Here is a 19,824-nt window from a genome sequence, read left to right as displayed (position 1 = left end):
CACCCTGCCCGGGAAACCTGATCATGCCAGACAGGAACTTTAGCACAAAGATCATCCCTATAAATGAAGTAAATCAAAAGGCCGGCAGCAAGGAAAGCAAAGCGATACCTTTAGATATCGCCCCCCACACAAAAACAGGACCTGAAAAAATAAGGAAAATATCAATCCACTGTGAAAATTCTGATCGCGTTTAAGCACAAATCAGCTTATCTTTTTTTCAATATATATGATTCCAGATAAATTTCGCCTTTAATCAAAACCCATCTTCAAAAACCAAACCATCCAGATTATTTTCAACACTCATTTATCCGGCAATTGCACCCATGGCCAGATCTATGCTTAACTGCGTGACTGAACTTCCTACTTCTTCAGATTCAATATGGATTCAGAATCCCGATCCCTCCGTCAGCGCCTGAGCGAGGCACAACAGCTACCTGAAGTGCTGATCCTGAAAAAAAGCACCACTTCAACCAATAATGATGTACGGGAACTGGCACAAAAAGGGACCAGGACCGTGCTGGTCTGCAGTGAAATGCAGACCCAGGGACGTGGCCAGCATCAGCGGTCGTGGGTTTCACCTGCCGGCAACATTTATTTAAGTACATTGCTGCATACCCGAACAGCCCTGGATGGCCGGTTGGCGCTGGAAATTGCCCTGAATATTCTGCAGATTGCCAGCTTCAGATCACTGCCGCATTTACAGATTAAATGGCCAAATGACCTATATAGCACGCAGGGCAAATGGGGGGGCATTCTGGTGGAACCGTTAAATGCCCATCAGGCCATTGTCGGGGTTGGCATTAACCTGTTACCGCTGAGCCAGCCATTGCCGGAACAGCAGACCACTTCGCTGACACAGCTGGGACTTACACAACCGGATCGGATTCAGATCATCAGTGAGCTCTATCTAGCCATTCAACAGGCCTGTCAATGGTTTGATCATGGCTCGCATAGTCTTGCCGCCCGCTTTAACCATTATGCAGCCTTTTTGCAACAGCACGTTGCCTTTGAACAGTCAGATCAGACCATCACCGGGAAATTCCTGGGCGTTGCAGATGACGGTTCCATCCAGATCAGCACCGATCAGGGAATTTCAGCTTATTATCAGGGCCGTTTGCGCTCACTGACGCAGTAAGGGGCCGAGGCAGAAACAATGAAAAACCTATGGCTTGATATTGGCAATACCCGACTGAAATACTGGATTACTGAAAATCAGCAGATTCTGGAACACACAGCAGAATTGCATCTGCAATCCCCAGCTGATCTATTGCTGGGCCTGATTCAGCACTTCAACAATGCAGGCCTAGACTGTGTCGGCATTTCTTCCGTACTGGATAAAAACAACAATGCGCGCATCATCAGCATACTGAAACGGCTGCAGGTGCCCGTGACCTTTGCCCGGGTGCATGCTGAATATGCCGGATTAATCTGTGCTTATGACCACGTGGAACAATTGGGGATTGACCGGTGGCTACAGGTACTGGCCAGTGCCAGCCCCGAACAGAATTTATGTGTGGTCAGTTGTGGAACCGCGCTGACCATAGATTTAACACAGGGTCTACAGCACCTGGGCGGCTATATTTTGCCTAATCTATATTTACAACGTGATGCACTGACTCAGAACACCAAAGGCATTCAGATTCCGGATGCTGCCTTTGCAGAACTCAGTCCCGGCAGAAACACCATTGATGCCGTCCATCATGGCATTTTACTGGGACTGCTCAGCACCATCCGTCAGGTGATGCTGCAATTCCCTGGAAAACTGGTGCTGACCGGTGGCGATGCTGCACTGTTCGCCCAGTCACTGTCCGAGTTTGATCCAGTCATTGAACCGGATTTACTGTTAAAAGGACTGCAATTTTATATGCAGCATCATGCAGAAGGCCCATCCGACAATAAAGGCTGAAGCTGTTCCCACAACTGAGGAAACTCCAGCCAGCCATCGTCCTGGGTAAAATGTCCGGCATCCCTGATTTCAACCATCTGCGCATTGATCAGATGCCCAAGCCGTATGCTTAAAGGTGCCGGCACCACCGGGTCATTGCTGGATAAAAATAACCAGCGCTGCCGGATGCGTGAACGAATGACCGTGTCCTGTATATAGGTATGATCAATAAATGCATCCAGTTCAGGTAAGGCTGCCAGTTTTTCATAAAAACCGGCAATCAGAAAAATCGCTTTCAGACTGCGCCCCTGCAGGGCCTGAGACAAATAATCCAGCGTGCTGATGCAGCCCAGACTATGTGCAATAATAATGCTGTCATCATTTAATGGCGCCAGTTGTATTTCAAGACATTCCTTCCATACTGGATATTCGGGATGTTCCGGCTCTTCCAGATGCACAATTTCACAGACTGCACCCATCTGCTGGATTTTTTCTGCAATCCACGGAAACCAGTGCTTTTCCGGCGCGGCCTGATAGCCATGTACAATCAAAACTTTCATACGGGCAGATTCTTTTATCAGATCATTATAAAATTTCAGTCTTTCATTAACTTAACATTTTTTTCAGATTGATGACCACAGACAGAATAAGATTCATGCGATTTGCCGACATATGGCGCAGCTGAGCAAAAGCCATAAAAAAAGATACATGATCATGCACCTTTTTTACTGAACGGAATGGGCAGTATCCGATTATTTTTTGTCCTTGCCACCGAACAATGGCCCCATACCGGCTGCACCACCACCAAATTGCTTCTGCATGCCCCCCAAAGAGCGCATCATTTTTGCCATACCGGATGGATTGGCAAATTTCTTCATCATTTTTGCCATCTGTGCATGCTGTTTGATCAGCTTATTCACTTCGGCAACATCCATACCACAACCTGCAGCAATCCGTTTTTTCCGGCTGGGATTCATCAGGTCAGGGTTCCGACGCTCCTTAATGGTCATGGACTGAATAATGGCTTCCATCTTTTTGACTTGCTTTTCAGGGTTCGCCTGCTCCAGCGCCTGCTGCATGCCCGAATTGCTCATACCGGGAAGCTTGTCCAGGAAGCCCATCATGCCGCCCATCTTATGCATCTGTTCAAACTGCATCAGCATGTCTTCAAAATTGAAGCTCCCGCCCTTCTGCAATTTTTTGGCCATTTTCTCGGCTTTTTCCCGGTCGATTTTACGTTCCACTTCTTCGACCAGGGAAAGTACATCGCCCATGCCCAGAATACGCTGTGCAACACGCTCTGGATGGAATGGTTCCAGCGCATCCAGCTTTTCCCCCATACCCAGAAATTTGATGGGCTTACCGGTAATCGCCCGGACGGACAGTGCGGCCCCTCCCCGTGCATCACCATCTGTTTTGGTCAGAATCACCCCGGTCAATGGCAGGGCATCATTAAAGGCTTTTGCAGTATTGGCAGCATCCTGACCGGTCATGGCATCCACCACAAACAGCGTCTCAGTCGGCTGAATCGCAGCATGTAATGCCTTGATTTCATCCATCATGTCATCATCGACATGTAAGCGCCCGGCAGTATCGACAATCAGCACGTCATTAAAGTTAATTTTTGCCTGACCAATTGCACGCTGTGCAATTTTGATGGGATCTTCAGCGGCATCCGATTCAATAAAATCCACACCGACATCATGCGCAACGGTCTGTAGCTGCTTAATGGCCGCAGGACGATAAACGTCCGCCGAGACCATGGCTACTTTTTTCTTCTGACGTTCTTTCAGAAAACGTCCCAGTTTTGCAGCAGTCGTCGTTTTACCTGCACCCTGTAAACCCGCGAGCAGAATGACAACCGGTGGTTTTGCCGCCAGGTCCAGACTTTCATTGGCTTCACCCATCATTCGGGTGAGTTCATCATAGACAATCTTAACAAAAGCCTGTCCCGGAGAGAGCTGTGCCATCACCTGCTGACCCAGTGCTTCATCCTTAACCTTTGCAATGAATTCACGGGTGACCGGCAGGGCCACATCTGCTTCAAGCAGTGCCATGCGCACTTCACGCAGCGTATCCTTAATATTATCTTCGGTTAACTGTCCTGAGCCGGTGACATTTCTTAAACTCTGCGTGAGTCGTTCTGTTAAGGTGTCAAACATTGCAAAATCCGCTTAAAATGACTGGTTGCAAAAAAATCTTTTCCGAAATAGAAAATTTATGCATAAGATGCTATAGGATACTTTAGTTCGCATGGAATTTATATCCCATCCCATGAATATTCATCATCCCTGAAAAGGTTAGACATGATTAGCCTCCCATTGGTCTATACGATTTTAGCATTGATTGCCTATACCACATCCTTCTGGTATCTGTTTGTGCATCTGATGTCTAAACGTATTCCAGATCATTGGTTTATGGGCATTATGCTGAGTCTGGGACTGATTTTACATGCGGCAGTACTGTATAACGACATGCTGACCCCGGCCGGCATTAATTATGACGTATTTAACTTAATGTCGTTTACCTCCGGCTTAATGCTGCTGTTCAGTTTATTGTTCAGCACCTACAGACCAGTCATTGCCCTGAATCTGCTGGGGATTCCCGTGGCTGCCTTTGGTCTGATTCTGGGTTTTGCATTCAGCAAACCCTACCAGCTTATGGAAGAACAGCACTCACTGGGTCTGGACATTCATATTATTTTGTCGCTGTCTGCCTATGCCGTCTTACTGATGGCCACCATCCATGCCATTTTACTGTGGCTGCAGGACCGGGAGTTAAAGAAAAAACAGAAAAAACGCATCTGGGCCAGTCTATTGCCCCCTTTTCAGGCGATGGAATCATTGCTTTTTGATATGCTGACAGCCGGTTTTGCCCTGCTGACTGTGGCCCTGCTGTTTGGCTTTTTCACCATTGACAACTTTTTTGGCCAGCATCTTGCCCATAAAACCGTATTCAGTATTATTTCCTGGTTTATTTTTGGTATTCTGTTAATTGGCCATCACCAATTCGGATGGCGTGGCCATAAAGCCATTCATTTCACTATTACCGGCTTTTTCCTGCTGGCGATGGGTTTTATTGGCAGTAAATTTGTGTTGGAAATGATTCTGCATCGCTGAATCCGCTTTTAAATCCCAGCGGAAGCACCGCTGTAAAAGGATTCGCTGGACACACTGCCTAAAAATGCGTATAACGCTGTTTTTTGCCTCGGTCATCTGCGTTGAAACTGATTCTTGCCCCCATGGAAGGCCTGACTGACCCCATTATGCGGGACGTACTCACCCATGTCGGCCATTTTGACTGGTGCGTGACTGAGTTTATTCGTGTGACCGACACTGTCTTACCCGATCATGTCTATTACAGCTATTGCCCTGAATTACAAAATGGCGGAAGAACCGCAGCCGGAACACCGGTACATGTACAATTACTGGGCAATCACCCTGAAATGCTAGCCGCCAATGCCATGAAGGCAGTTGCACTGGGAGCGCCCGCCATTGACCTGAATTTTGGCTGCCCGGCGAAAACCGTCAACCGCCACCGGGGTGGTTCAGTCCTGCTGGATGAACCGGATATCGTGCATCTGCTGGTCAAGGCCGTTCGTGATGCAGTCCCTGAACATATTCCAGTTTCAGCGAAAATGCGACTGGGTTATCTCGATGAAAACCACAGCCTGGAAAATGCGCATGCCATTGAAGATGCCGGTGCAAACTGGTTAACCGTACATGCACGAACCAAGGCAGATGGCTATACACCACCGGCTTACTGGCACAAAATCCACCCCATGACCCAGGCCTTAAAAATCAATATTATTGCCAATGGTGAAATCTGGAACAATGCCGATGCCAGGCAATGCCAACGGGAATCCGGCTGTCAGGATTTAATGCTGGGCCGCGGGGCAGTCACCACACCGGACCTGACCGCCTGTATTCGGCAGAATACCGATCATGCCCTGTTCAGCTGGCCGGAACTGGTCGATTTACAGATTCGTTTTTTAAATGGCCCGGCCAGAACTGAAATTGGCATCACCGGACGTTATAAACAGTGGCTGGGCATGATGACCCGAGCTTATCCTGAAGCCGGCCAGCTGTGGAATGAAATCAAGCGTTTAAAAAAACTCGATGAAATCCTGCCAAAATTAACGACCAGCCCGCTTTAAAAGCCATAACCATCCACATGAATGGTGGGAATTTTCTCAACCTTATATCTTAATTATTCTAAACAGTTTCATATATTAGGGTTCTTGCAAAAGTCAAAATTTTTACAAGTGTTAAATCTTTGTGCAACAAAGCCGTTTTGAATTGGTATTGTGCATTTTTTAGCAGTATTTGATGTTGCTAAATAAATGACCTTTGTCACTGAATCATCAGAAGAATATATCTTTTTCTTTTTAGTTGGATGGCGGATCATGCTATTCAACGAATCAATTGCATGTGTTGTATAAATTGCATGATGTATTTCAGCAGGATAACTAAAAATCTTTCGGATATCTCCCCAAGAGGTTTTAAGTATCCTGTGCAACGCTATATGTGGTCCCGGAGGTCGGAAACATAAAAATATTAAAAAACATTAGTTTATGTAATAAATGTGGACATATGTGGACGCTGTATATAAAAAACACCCGGAAAATTGGCGAAGTTTTGAAGCCATTTCCGGGATAAAAATTAACAAGTTTCTAAAATTTCAGGTCATAAAAAAAACGGGTTACCAAAGTTACCAATTTTTAAAACAATACTTATCTAATTGTATTTACTATATTTTTAATCATATTTTAAAAGTTACTTTCAGGTTACTTTTAGGTTACCAGTAACCCATTTTTGTGGTTACCATCAGTAACCTACTAAATACATGTTTTTATTTAATTTATTGTTTTTTCTTTCTCTTTGGTAACCCGTGGTAACCTGCTGAAGGTTACCACTTTTTATTTTATAAATTATATGCTTATATAGTGTTTTTATGGTCGGTAACTTTGGTAACCCGTTTTTTTATGACTTTTAAAATTGGGTTTAAGCATCTGTTTTGCATACCTGTTTTATATCCCTATTTAAATGTGTCAAATCGCATCACAATGCATCCATAGCTTATAGCATTTATCCCCTCTAACCCTTATTAAACATAGAGCCTGGAGCGTTAAATTAAGTGCATTTAAAACGAGATATTTAGTAAATGCGCAGGTGAGAGAGGGGACTGCGTTTTGCCCCCTGGCCCCTCAGAAGTTATTACAAATCTTTTTCATCCCCCCTTGCCTTACCTTTTTTTGAAAAAATGCTCGACAGCTCAGTCCAGGCATAAAAAAAAGCTGATATTCTTCATATCAGCCAAAAGTTAAATAATTGAATTAAAACAATATAACTATATACTTATCACCTAAACTATTGTAAAATATTAATGCATATTTACGTTTGATTTGTAGATAGTAGTTCATAATCCTTGAACTTAATTACTTCGACTCCAATACGCTCATTAATCTGTTTTAGCAGATTCTGATAATAAATAATCTCATTATAGTAAAAGACCTTTGCTGCTTTCTCGACATCACCAAAGCCACCGGCATTCTGTGGTACAACACCGATTAACTGGGGTGGTACCCTATGCCCTGCCAATTGGTCATCACGACTGGCAATCTTGATATTATAGAATTCATCTTTAGCCGCGACCTCAGCCAATGGTATAACATTGACACCTTTTTCCTTTCCACCTGGCGTGTAAAGTAATAGATTTTTAAAGTTTCCAGCTCCCTTAGACTGTTTAAGGGCCTCTTCCAGGTCATCTACATCCTGTTGGGATTGCAGAGCATCAGTCATATGTAAAATAAAACCTGCATGCGCGCCATTTCTATAATATCGTCGGCGAAATAAAGTAGCGGCTTCGTTCAGCAGTATTGCATTCACACTGCTAAGATAATTTGGAATCCCGTATATTTCCTGACCTATGTCTGATTCATAGATATGAATAATATCCTGGGATTCAAATTTATAATTATTGGTCTGATCATAATCCAGCTGATAATAACTGATCAGATCCAGTCCCCTACGCATATTCAGTGCCGGCCGAGATCCCAGGCCAAGAATACCGCCGAAACGATTGCGTTTGATGTGCGCATAACAATTGGCAAATGTTAAGATATTCAAAGCCAGTGCATTGAATTCATGTCGGCTTAACCAGGGATGTGGAATAAAGTCACCAGTCAGAATATTGCGCTTAACAATCAGGGCGCTGGTGTGGTGACTTGTTGCCCGATACAGCCGGGCTGTGGCGAGCATGTCATAAGGTAATTCATACCAGTCCTGCCATTTTGGGCAATAGCCATACTCAAATAACATATGGCCGTCCAATACCGGTTCAGCATCGCCAAAACTGCTCATGACAATATTTCTGTTATGCTGGACATCATCTGCCGTATCCGGTTTTGCTATGCCGAATCGTTGCAACGGGGCAAGTAAAGAACTAATTTTCATCATTGGTATACTCTGATTCGGCTGCGTTGTGCGCCTTGTTGTGAAACATCAGTCGTGTCGACAATTGGGGCATTTTCCAAACCGTTCATGATTGCCCAGGCAATGTCGCCATGACCCGTTAATGCTGAACGGGTGGTAATTAAAGTTTTATTTCCACCCCCACTGGTAACCGCTTTTTTAATTGAAAGGAATGATTTTGCAACAACGGTCAGACCTGCATCGAACTGTAAACGTCTTTTCTGGAATAACTCCTTGACTCTTAATCCCATCCTGATTTTTAAATCAGGGTTATAGTTCAAACGGGTCAAAGCCGGGAAAAATTTAGTAACATGTTCAGATACAGCTATACCGTTACCTGTGTTGTCGATTCCAATAAAAGTGACGTTGTAGCGACTGCAGACTTTTTTGATATACAGTGCCTGTTCCTGTGCTGTCTGTCCTTTGAATTGCTTAATCTCAAGAATACGATAAGGCGACAATGGTGTCTGAGGTGGGGCAATAACGGCAAGTGCAGCATTATCCCCTGAAAATGACGGGTCATAGCCAATCCACACTTCCCCCGAATAATGTGGGGTTTCTAGAGGATTGAAATCTTTCCAGATCTGCCACGAATCCACCATGTTTGGCGTAATGATTTTTAACGGAAAATAGGACCCGGCATCATCAATAAATTCACAATCATATAGATTGGCATACTCATCATCACTATACTGATTTTTCAGTTTTTCCCGGTTGAATAAATGACAGCCTTTTGCCTCAGCATCCGCAAGAGTAACAATATGTCTCGTCTTACCGTCAGCACACTTCACTGGTAATTTTAAAGCTGTTTTACTGACATCAATTTCAATCGGCAGTTTCCGTTCACCGTCAGTACCTGTCCAGAATTTATAGGCTTCATGCAAAATACTGGATGGGGTGGACATATAAATTTCTTTATACATTTCCTGGGAAGCCATTGCCGATGCTACTTTTTTAAACTTCAGAAAATTACGGATCCAGAAGAATTCGTCCATGATGACATCACCATGACGCCCCTGAGCAGTCAATGCATTAGTTCCCAGATGATAGACTGTTGCTTGCTTAACTGGCCCATTAATGACAATAGGATCTCCGGTCAGTTCAAAACCGCAGATTTCCAGGACAAAAACTTTGATGTATTCAATAAACTGATATGCCTGTGCCCTTGATGCAGACATAAAAATTTTATTTTTCCCTGTTTTCAGCAGATCAATTAAAGCCCATAACGCAATGATATGTGTGGCACCAATCTGCCGGGATTTAATCAAAATGAAAATGTCGCATTCAGCAATCGCCTGCATCCATTCCTGTTGGTATAGAAACAGAAAATCATTGAATGCCTGCTCCAGTTTTTCCAGGTCTTCAAGTGTTAATTGATTTCTGAGTTTCCTTTTTTTGGGTTTTGCATTGCGATTATCAATTTTAGGGTTTAGATCCGCCTGGGTACCACCTGCCCGGTATCGTTCTATTCTTGCCCAGCGTTCAAACTGAACCCCGATAAAATCCATTTCCTTATAATTGGCATTACTCTTATTTTCCATGAACGTCAGCATCATGTAACGCACTTTCATGGCAAGCATTACATCATCAAATATATCCGCCTTTTCCCAGCCATCACGTTGTTTCCAACTTTCAACTGTCGACCTTTTTTCATCCAGCTGCTTTGAAATTTCAGACACAGACATGCCCATCGCGAACAGGATTCGACCATGCTGGCGAGGACTTATATTGTCGAAAGTAATCGGATTGACTGTATTCATGCGCCTAATGTAGCCCCAGCCAGACATATTTCACGAATGTAAAAATCCTGTTTAAAGCTTAAACAGGATTCAGGTCGTTGCGACTTCACCCGCTCAACAAGCAGACTGCATACATCAGAAACAAAGATGGAAACTTTAATGGGACTACCAGGAGAAGGCCGTGTAGAAAAACGCTTCCGAGTTGCCCGGGAGGGTCAGACAGTTGACGGTCGTGAATTAAACCGTCAGGAAATTCAGGATATGGCTGATACATACAACCCGGAACATTATGCAGCCCGAATCAATATCGAGCATTTTGCAGGCTGGTCACCTGAACCACCCTTTAATGCCTATGGTGATGTCATCAAAGTAGAGGCAATCGAGGTAAACGGGAAATTATGTCTTTACAACACAATTTCAGCTTTGCCGAATTTTGTGACCATGAATAAAAAAGGTCAGAAGATTTTCCCATCTATTGAATTCTACAGAAACTTTGCCGGCACCGGAAAAGCTTATCAGTCCGGTCTTGGAATGACTGACAACCCTGCATCCCTGGGGACAGAAGCCCTTAAATTTTCATCAAATCAGTTTGCATTACGTACTCAACCCGATGCGGAGATTTATATGACCATTGCGAATCCAGCAGCTGATACTCCATCAGCAACAACCCAACAAAAGGGTGCTTTAGAGCAAATTAAATCCTTTTTGACCCCACAGCCCAAACAGCAGGAACCGGATGACGATTTTGAAAAAGCAATTACTGCCGGTGTCATTGCTGCCCTGAACGGAATCAAAGAACTGAATGAAAAACTCAGCAAATTAACTCCACCAACAGCTGAATCAGCTCCGTCAGCAGTGGCCACTGTAACACCAACTATACCCCCTGCTGTGCAAAACACTGAACAACCAGCAGCAGCTGCACCACAGGATCAGTTCACCCAGGCCATGACTCCCTTACTTGAGGCTATCAACAGTTTAAGCACACAACTTCAGACACTTTCTTCAACCCCTGTAAACACTCCGCCTGCAGCTGCTGGTGGCAATGCAGACCAGGTTGACTTTTAAAGGAAACTCATCGTTATGGCAGTCGTTCTCAGTGCAATAGCACGTACAAAGTTTAATTCTTACAAGGCAGATATTGCCCGTGTAAACCAGGTTGAAAATGTAAGGGACAGTTTCGCAGTTCAGCCTGTTCCTGAACAGAAAATCATTGCTGCTTATCAGCAGGCTGCTGACTTTCTAAAGCTGATCAATATGTTCCCGGTTGATAATGCAAAAGGTCAGAAAATTGGCATGCAGGTGGGGACTACTGTTGCCGGAACAACTGACACCCGGCAGACCCCACGCAAACCGACACCTGTTGGTTCGCTGGACCTTCTTGACGAATATGACTGCACCCAAACCAACTATGATGTTTCTTATTACTGGTCATTACTGAATGCCTGGAAACATCATCCAAACTTTAAAGCCATGTTGCAGGCAATGGTGATTAAGGCCGTCGCATTGGATAAATTGTGTATTGGCTTCAATGGTCTGTACCGTGCTCCTACATCTGACCGTGTGGCAAACCCACTACTGCAGGATGTAAAAAAGGGTTGGTTACAGAAAATCCGTGACGTTGCTCCAGAACAGCATTACGAAGGGATAGATGATGGAACCGGTGAAAAAGTTGTCAAGATTGGTGCAGGTAATGAATTCAAGACAATCGACGGCCTGGTTGAATATGGTATTGAGGAATACATTGCGGAACAACACCGTGACAGTGGCCTGATTGCAATCTGTGGCCGTGGCGTACTCAGTGATAAATATTTACCACTGCTCAATACGGTCCAGGATCCTACTGAACAACTGGCAGCACGTACTATTTATGCCAACAAACAATTAGGAACATTACAGGCCATGCATGTTCCTAAATTCCCAGCAAAAACCATTCTGATCACCACACCTGACAATTTATCGATTTACACACAGTCCGGCACCCTGGTCCGTTCAATTTCAGAACAACCTGAATGGGATCGTGCAGTGGACTTCCAATCCGTGAATGAGGACTTTGTAGTCGAAGATTACACGAAGACACTTTTAATCGAAAACATTGAGGTACAAGTCTGATGGCGACCAATTCAATGCGCGAGCATCGTGAAAAAATGCTGGCCCAAAAGGCAATTAAACAAGCCCAGAGTCAGGACCCACGCCTAAAAAAGAAAGCCACATTTTTAGGTATGGACCTGGCAGCAGGTGAAAGTACCACTGCTGTGAATGCCGTGGTCAAGACTGAAACAGGTGTGGAAAATATTGAACTGCGAATGTTCAATCATCTGAATCAGCTCAAGGACACACGTTCAATTCAGGAAAAAATAGCAAAAAAGAAAGAATGGCTTCCTGAATACCGTGGTTATATCGAAGGCTGCCTGGCCGTCTCACCTGCTGAGCAGAATAATACCCTCGTGTATTTGATGATCTGGGCAGTTGACGCTGGTGAATATGAGTTGGCTGTACGCATTGCTGAATATGCAATTTTGAACGAAATGACCATGCCGGATGGTTATACCCGTGGAATCGCTGAGTTTGTTACTGAACAAAGTGCTACAGATTTCATTGATGATCAGGAACTGGCTGTGGCCAATGCTGATTTAATTCAGCGGATTGTTGAATTAGGTGTCGGTGAACAGATGGTCGATGAAGTCCGCGCTAAAATTTTCCGTGCCCTTGGGGATGCACTATTTGAAGCCCAACCGGCTGAAGCCCTGACCGCATACAAAAATGCCTTGCGTCTCAACGTTAAAGCAGGTTGCAAAAAACAGGTCACGCAACTTGAAAAACTGTTGAATCGTCAAGCGAACGAGTCGTCTCCCGACGCCACTGTCGGCTCGCAGGCAGATGCATCCGCTGATCCGTCAGCTGGTGGGTCTGTTCCTGCGTCCACCGACACCAACGCAGCTGCACCAACAGCAGAAGCCAATACGTCAGCGGAGTAAGTAGTATGTTAATCAATGCACCAATACCTGACAGTGATGTACACAACCCTGATCCTGACCGTCCAAATGTCAGTGTCAATGAGCTGCTGGGAATGGTGCGTTTAGATCAGTCAAAGGGTGAATATCTGATCACTGAAAAAATTGTATTGGCTATGGACAATATCAATGATCAGACCCTTTTACTAAATATAGAAACTGAAACTCAAATCCGATATTACAAACGGGCAGTCTGCTACGAAGCTGCTGCCCTGATCTGTGAAGACAACCTGGATTTTGACACAACCACAACAGGCCAGATCCGGGGTGAAAATCAACAGGTCAAGACTCAGGCTTTACGCAGAACAGTGAACTACAGCATCGGCAAACTAATAGCGAAAGGCAGGCCCAACCGAAACCGGGTTACGTTGCTATGAACACAGTACACGCAATACAGGACGATACTTTTGATTCAATTGCCTATCGTTATTACGGTAAGCAATCCGTTGTCATGTTGCCAGCCCTACTTGAGGCCAACTCTGAACTTCAGGATGTCGTTTTGCAGGAATATCAACGAGTAAATTTACCTGAGCTTGTGCATGCTCAGCGTACACAAACTTTAAAACTATGGGATTAGGTTATGTCTGAACGCATAACACCCCACAAGGTGAAGCCAATGAATGACCCACTTTCAATTAAGGGGATGCCGTGGATCGTCAAGATTATGGCAGCAATAATCGGTGCAATTTTTGCGCTGACACTTTCGGGTGATATCGATACCCAGGGCAGAATTAAAATCACCTTCGGTGTGATTCTTAAATTTACATTCAGTGTTGCAATCAGTCTGTATGGTGGGGCCGCTTTTATTGAATATTACGAATTGGTTGTGTATTCGCATATGGCTCAGGGCTTTGTCATGTTACTTTTTGCAGTCTTTGGCATGCTGCTGATTGGCATCTGGTATCAGTCATTACAGTTGTTAAAAGGTAAACCACTGACTGAAATTATTTCTGAAATTAAATCAGCACTTGGGGCTATTTTTAAATAAGGATCAGGTTATGGCATTGACATTCGACGAGGCTTTTAAGCGGCTTATCGGCCATGAAGGCAAGTTTACAAACGATCCGAAAGACCGTGGGAACTGGACGACAGGCATCATTGGCAAAGGCACACTGAAGGGAACAAAATTCGGTATTTCTGCAATGACCTATCCGGACCTTGATATTCAGAATTTGACCCTGGAAAATGCCAAGACCATTTATAAACGTGACTGGTGGGAAAAAATTAGCGCGGATGATCTTCATCCAGCAATTATTTTCCAGGTCTGGGATTTCGCAATTAACTCAGGCATGGGCACAGCAAAACGTAAGCTACAGAAAGCTGCCGGAGTTGCTGAAGATGGAATCATTGGGCCTTTATCACTTAGAGCCATAAAAAAGATGGATCTCAATGACATTCTGATGAAATTCAATTCAGAACGTTTGATGCACTTAACCAGTTTAAGTACCTGGGGCCGTTATGGTCGTGGCTGGACAATCCGAGTCGCAGTACAATTAAATTATGCGGCAATGGATAACTGATCATGATTGCCATGACCGACTTAAAACTTTATCTACAGAAGCAATTACCCCATATGACTGCAGATAAATGTCATTTGCTTATCGTGAATGGCAGTCAGAAAGAAGGCTATATGGAGTACACGGCACGGCTTCTATTTATCGATTATCGTGGAGATCCGATTAAGGTCATTATGCTGATCAGACAATGGCTCAGATCAAAGAACCTGCACCTTGATGCAGCAAAAAATGAACTTCCACTGACATTCAGCAGTGAAGTGATTGACACACAGACATTCGACCTTGAAGTCGATTTCCCGCAACGGGATAAAATTGTTATCTGTGACGATGAAGTCCATATCTGCCCAGAGCTGGTCTGGAGTGACAGGCAGGGCAAGTTTATAGCTGCTGGAACTGAATAATGGATGTGATTTCGGGCTTAAACAGTTGGCTGGATCAGATTGCTCTGCGACTTGAACCTGCACAGCGTCGTGAGTTAATGCGTCGTCTTGCTCAGGGACTCAGGATCAGATTTAAAGACCGGATTAAACAGCAGCGAGATCCAACCGGATACCGCTATGTACCCAGAAAACGAAATCAGATTGGGAAAATCAAACGCCAGGGGGCCTTATTCCAGAACATTGGTAAACAGTTAAAAATAGGATATTCAGCCGATCATGCTGCCGTCGGTTTCGGTGGACGTACAGCAGCCATTGCCCGGGTACACCAGGATGGTCAGACCATTCGGCCCAGTAAAAACGCAGGACCAACCAGTTATCCAATACGGCAGCTGGTCGGTTTCAGCAAAGATGATGAACAATGGATTCAGTCTGAAATACAGAGATTTCTGAACACATGAAAGAACTCCGATGTCATTGCGGTAAGCTACTCGGCCGCATTGAAAATATTACAGTAAAAATTGAAATCAAATGCCCTCGATGTCGAGTGCTGAATCACTGGAACGCCCCGGAGCGTCAGGTTAGATAGCCAGGAGCTACCAACGGAGCTGACAAAATGTCCCCGAAAACTAACCAGGAAAATCAGGTAAAACCCACTTACAATGCTTCAGGAAAGCCATTTTCCGGATGGCTGGGTGGAAAATCACAGCTGGCCAGGACCATCATTGACATGATGCCGGAACATAGACATTACTGTGAAGTCTTTGGTGGTGCAGGTTGGGTACTTTTTAAAAAGACACCTTCCCCGATTGAAACCATTAACGATATTAATGGAGACCTGATTAATTTATACCGTATTTTTAAACATCACCCTGATGCACTAATTCATGAGTTTGAAACATTATTGCTTAGCCGGGATGAATTTGAGCGTCTGAAAAGTACTCCACCCAATATATGTACTGACATTCAACGCGCAGCACGTTTTTATTATCTACTGCGGAGCTGCTTTGGGGCCAATGTAGCGAGTCCATCATTTTTTGCACAGGTAGAACGACCCAATGGACTAAAACGTGGTAATGATCTGAAAACCTTACTTTCTGCCGTGCATAAACGTTTACAAAATGTCTGTATTGAAAATCGGAACTTTGATGCATTAATCGAACGCTGGGATCGCCCATCCACTTTGTTTTATTTAGATCCCCCCTATTACAACTGCGAAAAATATTACGGTAAGGATATATTTAGCCGTGATGATTTTATAAAGCTTAGGGATATTCTGAAAAATATTAAGGGCAAGTTTATTTTAAGTCTGAACGATGTACCGGAAGTCCGTGAAATATTTGCCGGGTTTTATTTTCATGCTGAAAAAATTCGTTGGTCATATAATTCAAAAACTCAGAATGAAAACAACGGAAAGGAACTGATCATTACCAATTTTAAAATTCCTGATTAAGGCTTAAACAGGATTCAGGTACTGGATAGCCCAATGTAAATTGCCCATGATTTCAGTCATGGGCAATTTACGTTTATATGAGCATGAATAATCAACTTTTCAGACAGTTTCAGAATGTGGCCAGCGTCGGTACCGTGATTGAAGTCGATGCACCGGCCTGGAAAATGCGTCTAAAAATTGATAAAAATGAAACGGACTGGATACCCATTCCGGCGATGGCTGCAGGTGTCGTCAGTATCTGGCGATGCCCATCGCCTGGAGAACAGTTTTCTCTATCTGCCCAGGGTGGTGAGCTGACCAGTGCCATTCCACAGATCAGTCTATTTTCCGAAAATAATCCCCCACCCAGTACAAATCCGGATGAAGTTTTTGTTCAGTTAGGGGAGCATAGTTTCAGCGTTAATATAAAAACTGGCGAAGCTATTTTTAAATTAAAGAAATGCACATTTGACATACAGGAAACGGTATTTACAGGCAGTGTACATGCAAACAAGGATATTACTTCAGCATCGGACATTATCGCCAAAACTGTCAGCCTGTTTAAACATATCCATCTGTTTGTCAGATCCGGTAATGACAACTCTGGAGGTCCGAAACCATGAAAGGCATGCATCGATCTACAGGACGCAGTATCCGGGATGATGTGTCATATCCGGATCACTTATATCAGTCAATCCACGATATTTTAAGCACTCTGATTGGTACTCGGCTGTGCCGGCGCGAGTATGGTTCAATCGTGCCGCATCTGATTGATGAACCCTGTAACGAGTTCACCCAGTTAAAACTCATGAATGCGTCAGCAACAGCACTGATCCGTTTTGAGCCAAGAATTAAAATTTCTCAGGTCATGGTCAGTCAGTCAGCAGATACACCGGGATACTGGGAATTTACCATCGCCGGCAAACAACTTAGCAGCTCCGGTGACCAGCCATTTAATCAAATTCATTTAATCGGAGCTGCTGCATGAGTTCTAATCGGATTGACCTGTCAACCCTGCCGTTTCCGGATGTACTCAAGCAGCTGGATTTTGAAGCTGAACTGGCAGAATGTAAAAATGATTTAATTGCAAGAGACCCAGAACTTGCCCCTGCCCTGGATCTCGAAAGTGAACCTTTGGTCAAGTTATTACAGACATTTGCCTATCGGTTACTTTTAAAAGGGTCAGAAATTAACGCTACAGCAAAAGCACTGATGCTGGCCTATGCCAAAGGCTCTAACCTGGACCATCTTGCAGCAAATCGAAATGTCTACCGCAAAACCATTATTGAAGCACAGCCGAATGCAAATCCACCAATTGCAGCGGTTATGGAACCGGATGAAGATTTAAGACGACGGGTACAGCTTGAACCGGAAAGTAAGTCTGCTGGATCAGCCGGTGCTTATCAATTCTGGGGACTTGGTGCACATGGCCATGTCAAGGATATCGCAGTCGAAACCCCTAAGCAGGGAGAAGTCGAAATATGGGTTCAAAGTCATATCGACAGTATTGCGCCACAGAGCCTGCTCAATACAGTCAACCATGCACTTGATCCGAATACTCGTCGTCCTTTTACAGACCATGTGACTGTCCGTGCTGCCACCCCACAAGATTGGAAACTCAATGCTGTACTGGTGTTATTTCCCGGCCCGGATGCTGATGTTGTTAAAGCATCTGCCCTCGAATCACTGCAAGAGTATATTATCCTGGTAAATTCTCTGGGCTTTGATGTAACTCGCAGCGGAATTCATCGGGCATTGCATCAAGGTGGGGTCCAGAATGTGATTATAGCCACATGCAAATTAAGAGCTACATTTCTTTAAATCCGATATCCAGAGCCTCACAGATGGAAATATTCTGCTGACTCACAATATTTCTGACTTTCCTTTTCAGTACAGACCATGCCTGTTCAATTGGATTCAAATCAGGGCTATATGCCGGAAGGTAGGCGATTCGTACATTGTACGTTTCAGCAAGCTGTTCTATTTCCCGGCCTTTATGAATGGATGCATTGTCCAGGATCAAAAGATACCCTGACCCGGGTAAATTCCGAAATAAATAATCAAGCCACCCTGTAAATAAATGTCTGTCACATGAACCCTGGAAAACCAGCGGTGACAGAAAACTGTAGGGAGCACTTGATCTGACCGCACTGATCATGCTCATTCTTTTTCCATGACCGCCTGACTTTAAATCCTGACAGCGTTTTCCTTTAATGGACCATCCATATTCTGCCGTGTCAGTTGTATTGATTCCTGATTCATCGATATACAGAATATTTTCCCTGCCATATTCCTGTTCCCACTGAGGAAGAATCCACTGAAATACGGTTCTGCTTATTTGACAGGCCTGTCTGTAGAGGAAACTCTTTTTTTATGCGTCCATCCCAGCTTATGAAGTGTTGCCAGTATGACATCATAGGAAACTGCATATCCGAACTGGTTTTTAAAGAGTGGAACCAGATCTTTTGCCTGTGAGAATTTTGTATTTTCAACAAATATTTTGAAAGCAGGAAGATCCCTAATGGTTGAAGGTCTGCCCACATTGACAAGTTTAGGCTGAGCCAGCTGTCCTGTCTGCTGTTCAAGCAGAATCCAGTCATCCAGTGTTGTCCGGGCGATATTGAAAGTTGTGCAGGTATTCGATTTATGACCACTCTTTCGGTAGAATTCCATGACTTTCCGGCGTAAATCTTCTGAATATATTTTGGGCATCTGGATAAACAATTTAAAGGACTTTACCCATTGTAGCTCAAAAAATGCATTTTGCTATATCAGTGAACCAGCTTCAGACATATTGCTACAAAAAAACCGTTATGCACGAAATGTTGGCGTAAATATCACGATAACGGAGTTCCGCGATGTCTAAACTATTAGCTCCCAATGCCACAAAACTTGAAAAAAATATAGAACAACTGGGTGAAAAGATCTCCACCCTTCCAGTGCCTTTTATTAATTTACATCGGATTGATCGTTGCCCCATTACCCATTTGCCGTGGCTGGCGTGGGAACATCGTGTTGAATATTGGCGATCTGACTGGTCAGAACATGAAAAACGCAGTGCAATTACTGAAAGTAAAAAGTTTAATGAACAACGTGGAACCCGGGCTTCATTACAGAGTTTATTAAACACAGTCATTACAGAATATCAGCTGAAACCCTGGCATGCATTTGAACCGAAACTTACCCAATTTACATTTTATGTGCTTGTTCCTAAACACATCATCATTTCAGTTGATCAACTGCAGCAGATGCACACTGCAGTCGATGCCACAAAATCTCAGCGCGATCTATATGCGATCTACGCACGTGTTAAAGCAGAATGTAAATTCAATGTGAGTGGTACCGCGTATTTTGGGGAAAAAATTTTTATGACGACAAGGAATTAAAAAA

At 44.1% G+C, this 19,824-nt stretch carries 26 protein-coding genes; 19 read left to right on the top strand and 7 right to left on the bottom strand.

What is annotated here, in order from left to right; genetic code table 11:
- The first annotated feature begins 379 nt into the window (after nucleotides 1-379).
- Entirely contained in the window at nucleotides 380-1,135 is a 756-nt protein-coding gene (locus ACT6PV_RS03140; RefSeq protein WP_445115039.1) for a biotin--[acetyl-CoA-carboxylase] ligase, read from the top strand.
- Nucleotides 1,136-1,153: 18 nt separating this feature from the next.
- Nucleotides 1,154-1,906, top strand: a complete 753-nt coding sequence (locus ACT6PV_RS03135; protein ID WP_445115038.1) for a type III pantothenate kinase — start codon at nucleotides 1,154-1,156, stop codon at nucleotides 1,904-1,906.
- Here ACT6PV_RS03135 and ACT6PV_RS03130 read toward each other — a convergent pair.
- Both ACT6PV_RS03130 and ffh read right to left on the bottom strand, forming a co-directional pair.
- The gene (locus ACT6PV_RS03130) at nucleotides 1,873-2,445 is read right to left on the bottom strand and encodes an RBBP9/YdeN family alpha/beta hydrolase (protein WP_445115037.1); all 573 of its coding nucleotides are present in this window, start codon (nucleotides 2,443-2,445) and stop codon (nucleotides 1,873-1,875) included. The two genes, ACT6PV_RS03135 and ACT6PV_RS03130, sit on opposite strands and share 34 nt — an antisense overlap.
- Before the next feature lie 192 nt (nucleotides 2,446-2,637).
- Entirely contained in the window at nucleotides 2,638-4,047 is a 1,410-nt protein-coding gene (ffh, locus tag ACT6PV_RS03125; protein ID WP_445115036.1) for a signal recognition particle protein, read from the bottom strand.
- Nucleotides 4,048-4,191: 144 nt separating this feature from the next.
- On the opposite strand from ffh, the gene ACT6PV_RS03120 reads away from it, so the two are divergent.
- Nucleotides 4,192-5,004: a cytochrome C assembly family protein gene (locus tag ACT6PV_RS03120; protein WP_445115035.1), complete on the top strand. Its 813-nt coding sequence runs from the start codon at nucleotides 4,192-4,194 to the stop codon at nucleotides 5,002-5,004.
- A 101-nt stretch (nucleotides 5,005-5,105) separates the two neighbouring features.
- On the top strand, nucleotides 5,106-6,041 hold the full coding sequence (locus ACT6PV_RS03115; protein WP_445115034.1) for a tRNA dihydrouridine synthase: 936 nt from the start codon (nucleotides 5,106-5,108) through the stop codon (nucleotides 6,039-6,041).
- A 68-nt stretch (nucleotides 6,042-6,109) separates the two neighbouring features.
- Here the strand turns inward: ACT6PV_RS03115 and ACT6PV_RS03110 are convergent, their stop codons facing one another.
- From ACT6PV_RS03110 to ACT6PV_RS03100, 3 genes are all read right to left on the bottom strand, one after another.
- Complete coding sequence (locus ACT6PV_RS03110) at nucleotides 6,110-6,442, bottom strand: transposase (protein ID WP_445117013.1); 333 nt, start codon at nucleotides 6,440-6,442, stop codon at nucleotides 6,110-6,112.
- Between the two features lie 836 nt (nucleotides 6,443-7,278).
- Nucleotides 7,279-8,343, bottom strand: coding sequence for a phage portal protein (locus tag ACT6PV_RS03105; protein WP_445115033.1), 1,065 nt, complete (start codon nucleotides 8,341-8,343; stop codon nucleotides 7,279-7,281).
- Nucleotides 8,340-10,118, bottom strand: a complete 1,779-nt coding sequence (locus ACT6PV_RS03100; RefSeq protein WP_445115032.1) for a terminase large subunit domain-containing protein — start codon at nucleotides 10,116-10,118, stop codon at nucleotides 8,340-8,342. The genes ACT6PV_RS03105 and ACT6PV_RS03100 overlap by 4 nt, the downstream gene beginning before the upstream one ends.
- A 126-nt stretch (nucleotides 10,119-10,244) precedes the next feature.
- Between ACT6PV_RS03100 and ACT6PV_RS03095 the strand changes: the two genes are divergently transcribed.
- The 14 genes from ACT6PV_RS03095 to ACT6PV_RS03030 all read left to right on the top strand — a co-directional run bounded on the left by ACT6PV_RS03095 (nucleotide 10,245) and on the right by ACT6PV_RS03030 (nucleotide 18,255).
- Nucleotides 10,245-11,162, top strand: coding sequence for a GPO family capsid scaffolding protein (locus tag ACT6PV_RS03095; protein WP_445115031.1), 918 nt, complete (start codon nucleotides 10,245-10,247; stop codon nucleotides 11,160-11,162).
- 15 nt (nucleotides 11,163-11,177) lie between these two features.
- Nucleotides 11,178-12,206: a phage major capsid protein, P2 family gene (locus ACT6PV_RS03090; RefSeq protein WP_445115030.1), complete on the top strand. Its 1,029-nt coding sequence runs from the start codon at nucleotides 11,178-11,180 to the stop codon at nucleotides 12,204-12,206.
- Nucleotides 12,206-13,072, top strand: coding sequence for a phage terminase small subunit (gene gpM, locus ACT6PV_RS03085; protein ID WP_445115029.1), 867 nt, complete (start codon nucleotides 12,206-12,208; stop codon nucleotides 13,070-13,072). The genes ACT6PV_RS03090 and gpM overlap by 1 nt, the downstream gene beginning before the upstream one ends.
- A gap of 5 nt (nucleotides 13,073-13,077) precedes the next feature.
- Nucleotides 13,078-13,485, top strand: coding sequence for a head completion/stabilization protein (locus ACT6PV_RS03080; protein WP_445115028.1), 408 nt, complete (start codon nucleotides 13,078-13,080; stop codon nucleotides 13,483-13,485).
- Nucleotides 13,482-13,685, top strand: a complete 204-nt coding sequence (locus ACT6PV_RS03075; protein ID WP_445115027.1) for a tail protein X — start codon at nucleotides 13,482-13,484, stop codon at nucleotides 13,683-13,685. The genes ACT6PV_RS03080 and ACT6PV_RS03075 overlap by 4 nt, the downstream gene beginning before the upstream one ends.
- A gap of 39 nt (nucleotides 13,686-13,724) precedes the next feature.
- Nucleotides 13,725-14,096: a hypothetical protein gene (locus ACT6PV_RS03070; protein ID WP_445117012.1), complete on the top strand. Its 372-nt coding sequence runs from the start codon at nucleotides 13,725-13,727 to the stop codon at nucleotides 14,094-14,096.
- Nucleotides 14,097-14,112: 16 nt separating this feature from the next.
- Complete coding sequence (locus ACT6PV_RS03065; RefSeq protein WP_445117011.1) at nucleotides 14,113-14,628, top strand: glycoside hydrolase family 108 protein; 516 nt, start codon at nucleotides 14,113-14,115, stop codon at nucleotides 14,626-14,628.
- A gap of 2 nt (nucleotides 14,629-14,630) precedes the next feature.
- Nucleotides 14,631-15,026 (top strand): phage tail protein, encoded by a 396-nt coding sequence (locus ACT6PV_RS03060; protein WP_445115026.1) that lies wholly within the window; start codon nucleotides 14,631-14,633, stop codon nucleotides 15,024-15,026.
- Complete coding sequence (locus tag ACT6PV_RS03055; protein ID WP_445115025.1) at nucleotides 15,026-15,463, top strand: phage virion morphogenesis protein; 438 nt, start codon at nucleotides 15,026-15,028, stop codon at nucleotides 15,461-15,463. Before ACT6PV_RS03060 ends, ACT6PV_RS03055 begins: the two co-directional genes overlap by 1 nt.
- Nucleotides 15,460-15,591 carry a Com family DNA-binding transcriptional regulator gene (locus ACT6PV_RS03050; protein WP_445115024.1) on the top strand — a complete coding sequence of 44 codons (132 nt, stop codon included), beginning with the start codon at nucleotides 15,460-15,462 and terminating at the stop codon, nucleotides 15,589-15,591. Before ACT6PV_RS03055 ends, ACT6PV_RS03050 begins: the two co-directional genes overlap by 4 nt.
- 27 nt (nucleotides 15,592-15,618) lie before the next feature.
- Nucleotides 15,619-16,455: a DNA adenine methylase gene (locus tag ACT6PV_RS03045; protein ID WP_445115023.1), complete on the top strand. Its 837-nt coding sequence runs from the start codon at nucleotides 15,619-15,621 to the stop codon at nucleotides 16,453-16,455.
- An 83-nt stretch (nucleotides 16,456-16,538) separates the two neighbouring features.
- Nucleotides 16,539-17,057 carry a phage baseplate assembly protein V gene (locus ACT6PV_RS03040; RefSeq protein WP_445115022.1) on the top strand — a complete coding sequence of 173 codons (519 nt, stop codon included), beginning with the start codon at nucleotides 16,539-16,541 and terminating at the stop codon, nucleotides 17,055-17,057.
- A complete protein-coding gene (locus tag ACT6PV_RS03035) occupies nucleotides 17,054-17,422 on the top strand; it encodes a GPW/gp25 family protein (RefSeq protein WP_445115021.1) in 369 nt (122 codons plus the stop codon). Before ACT6PV_RS03040 ends, ACT6PV_RS03035 begins: the two co-directional genes overlap by 4 nt.
- Entirely contained in the window at nucleotides 17,419-18,255 is an 837-nt protein-coding gene (locus ACT6PV_RS03030; protein ID WP_445115020.1) for a baseplate assembly protein, read from the top strand. The genes ACT6PV_RS03035 and ACT6PV_RS03030 overlap by 4 nt, the downstream gene beginning before the upstream one ends.
- Here ACT6PV_RS03030 and ACT6PV_RS03025 read toward each other — a convergent pair.
- Nucleotides 18,242-18,700, bottom strand: coding sequence for an IS630 family transposase (locus tag ACT6PV_RS03025; RefSeq protein WP_445117010.1), 459 nt, complete (start codon nucleotides 18,698-18,700; stop codon nucleotides 18,242-18,244). The genes ACT6PV_RS03030 and ACT6PV_RS03025 overlap by 14 nt on opposite strands.
- Before the next feature lie 68 nt (nucleotides 18,701-18,768).
- Nucleotides 18,769-19,146, bottom strand: a complete 378-nt coding sequence (locus ACT6PV_RS03020) for a helix-turn-helix domain-containing protein (protein ID WP_445115019.1) — start codon at nucleotides 19,144-19,146, stop codon at nucleotides 18,769-18,771.
- Between the two features lie 146 nt (nucleotides 19,147-19,292).
- Here ACT6PV_RS03020 and ACT6PV_RS03015 point away from each other — a divergent pair, with 146 nt between their 5' ends.
- Nucleotides 19,293-19,820: a phage tail protein I gene (locus ACT6PV_RS03015; RefSeq protein WP_445115018.1), complete on the top strand. Its 528-nt coding sequence runs from the start codon at nucleotides 19,293-19,295 to the stop codon at nucleotides 19,818-19,820.
- The last annotated feature ends 4 nt before the right edge of the window (nucleotides 19,821-19,824 follow it).

This window comes from Acinetobacter sp. WZC-1 (assembly GCF_052544965.1).
The sequence above is the reverse complement of the archived record's forward strand: the minus strand, read 5'-3'. Positions and strand labels throughout refer to the sequence as shown.

What these genes read in the sequence shown, in the direction of transcription:
- gpM (WP_445115029.1), top strand. Translation starts at nt 12,206, where the DNA reads ATGGCGACCAATTCAATGCGCGAGCATCGTGAAAAAATGCTGGCCCAA.
- ACT6PV_RS03105 (WP_445115033.1), bottom strand. Translation starts at nt 8,343, where the DNA reads ATGATGAAAATTAGTTCTTTACTTGCCCCGTTGCAACGATTCGGCATA.
- ACT6PV_RS03095 (WP_445115031.1), top strand. Translation starts at nt 10,245, where the DNA reads ATGGAAACTTTAATGGGACTACCAGGAGAAGGCCGTGTAGAAAAACGC.
- ACT6PV_RS03055 (WP_445115025.1), top strand. Translation starts at nt 15,026, where the DNA reads ATGGATGTGATTTCGGGCTTAAACAGTTGGCTGGATCAGATTGCTCTG.
- ACT6PV_RS03050 (WP_445115024.1), top strand. Translation starts at nt 15,460, where the DNA reads ATGAAAGAACTCCGATGTCATTGCGGTAAGCTACTCGGCCGCATTGAA.
- ACT6PV_RS03080 (WP_445115028.1), top strand. Translation starts at nt 13,078, where the DNA reads ATGTTAATCAATGCACCAATACCTGACAGTGATGTACACAACCCTGAT.
- ACT6PV_RS03070 (WP_445117012.1), top strand. Translation starts at nt 13,725, where the DNA reads ATGAATGACCCACTTTCAATTAAGGGGATGCCGTGGATCGTCAAGATT.
- ACT6PV_RS03040 (WP_445115022.1), top strand. Translation starts at nt 16,539, where the DNA reads ATGAATAATCAACTTTTCAGACAGTTTCAGAATGTGGCCAGCGTCGGT.
- ACT6PV_RS03020 (WP_445115019.1), bottom strand. Translation starts at nt 19,146, where the DNA reads ATGCCCAAAATATATTCAGAAGATTTACGCCGGAAAGTCATGGAATTC.
- ACT6PV_RS03060 (WP_445115026.1), top strand. Translation starts at nt 14,631, where the DNA reads ATGATTGCCATGACCGACTTAAAACTTTATCTACAGAAGCAATTACCC.
- ACT6PV_RS03015 (WP_445115018.1), top strand. Translation starts at nt 19,293, where the DNA reads ATGTCTAAACTATTAGCTCCCAATGCCACAAAACTTGAAAAAAATATA.
- ACT6PV_RS03075 (WP_445115027.1), top strand. Translation starts at nt 13,482, where the DNA reads ATGAACACAGTACACGCAATACAGGACGATACTTTTGATTCAATTGCC.
- ACT6PV_RS03090 (WP_445115030.1), top strand. Translation starts at nt 11,178, where the DNA reads ATGGCAGTCGTTCTCAGTGCAATAGCACGTACAAAGTTTAATTCTTAC.
- ACT6PV_RS03035 (WP_445115021.1), top strand. Translation starts at nt 17,054, where the DNA reads ATGAAAGGCATGCATCGATCTACAGGACGCAGTATCCGGGATGATGTG.
- ACT6PV_RS03100 (WP_445115032.1), bottom strand. Translation starts at nt 10,118, where the DNA reads ATGAATACAGTCAATCCGATTACTTTCGACAATATAAGTCCTCGCCAG.
- ACT6PV_RS03030 (WP_445115020.1), top strand. Translation starts at nt 17,419, where the DNA reads ATGAGTTCTAATCGGATTGACCTGTCAACCCTGCCGTTTCCGGATGTA.
- ACT6PV_RS03045 (WP_445115023.1), top strand. Translation starts at nt 15,619, where the DNA reads ATGTCCCCGAAAACTAACCAGGAAAATCAGGTAAAACCCACTTACAAT.
- ACT6PV_RS03120 (WP_445115035.1), top strand. Translation starts at nt 4,192, where the DNA reads ATGATTAGCCTCCCATTGGTCTATACGATTTTAGCATTGATTGCCTAT.
- ffh (WP_445115036.1), bottom strand. Translation starts at nt 4,047, where the DNA reads ATGTTTGACACCTTAACAGAACGACTCACGCAGAGTTTAAGAAATGTC.
- ACT6PV_RS03140 (WP_445115039.1), top strand. Translation starts at nt 380, where the DNA reads ATGGATTCAGAATCCCGATCCCTCCGTCAGCGCCTGAGCGAGGCACAA.
- ACT6PV_RS03130 (WP_445115037.1), bottom strand. Translation starts at nt 2,445, where the DNA reads ATGAAAGTTTTGATTGTACATGGCTATCAGGCCGCGCCGGAAAAGCAC.
- ACT6PV_RS03135 (WP_445115038.1), top strand. Translation starts at nt 1,154, where the DNA reads ATGAAAAACCTATGGCTTGATATTGGCAATACCCGACTGAAATACTGG.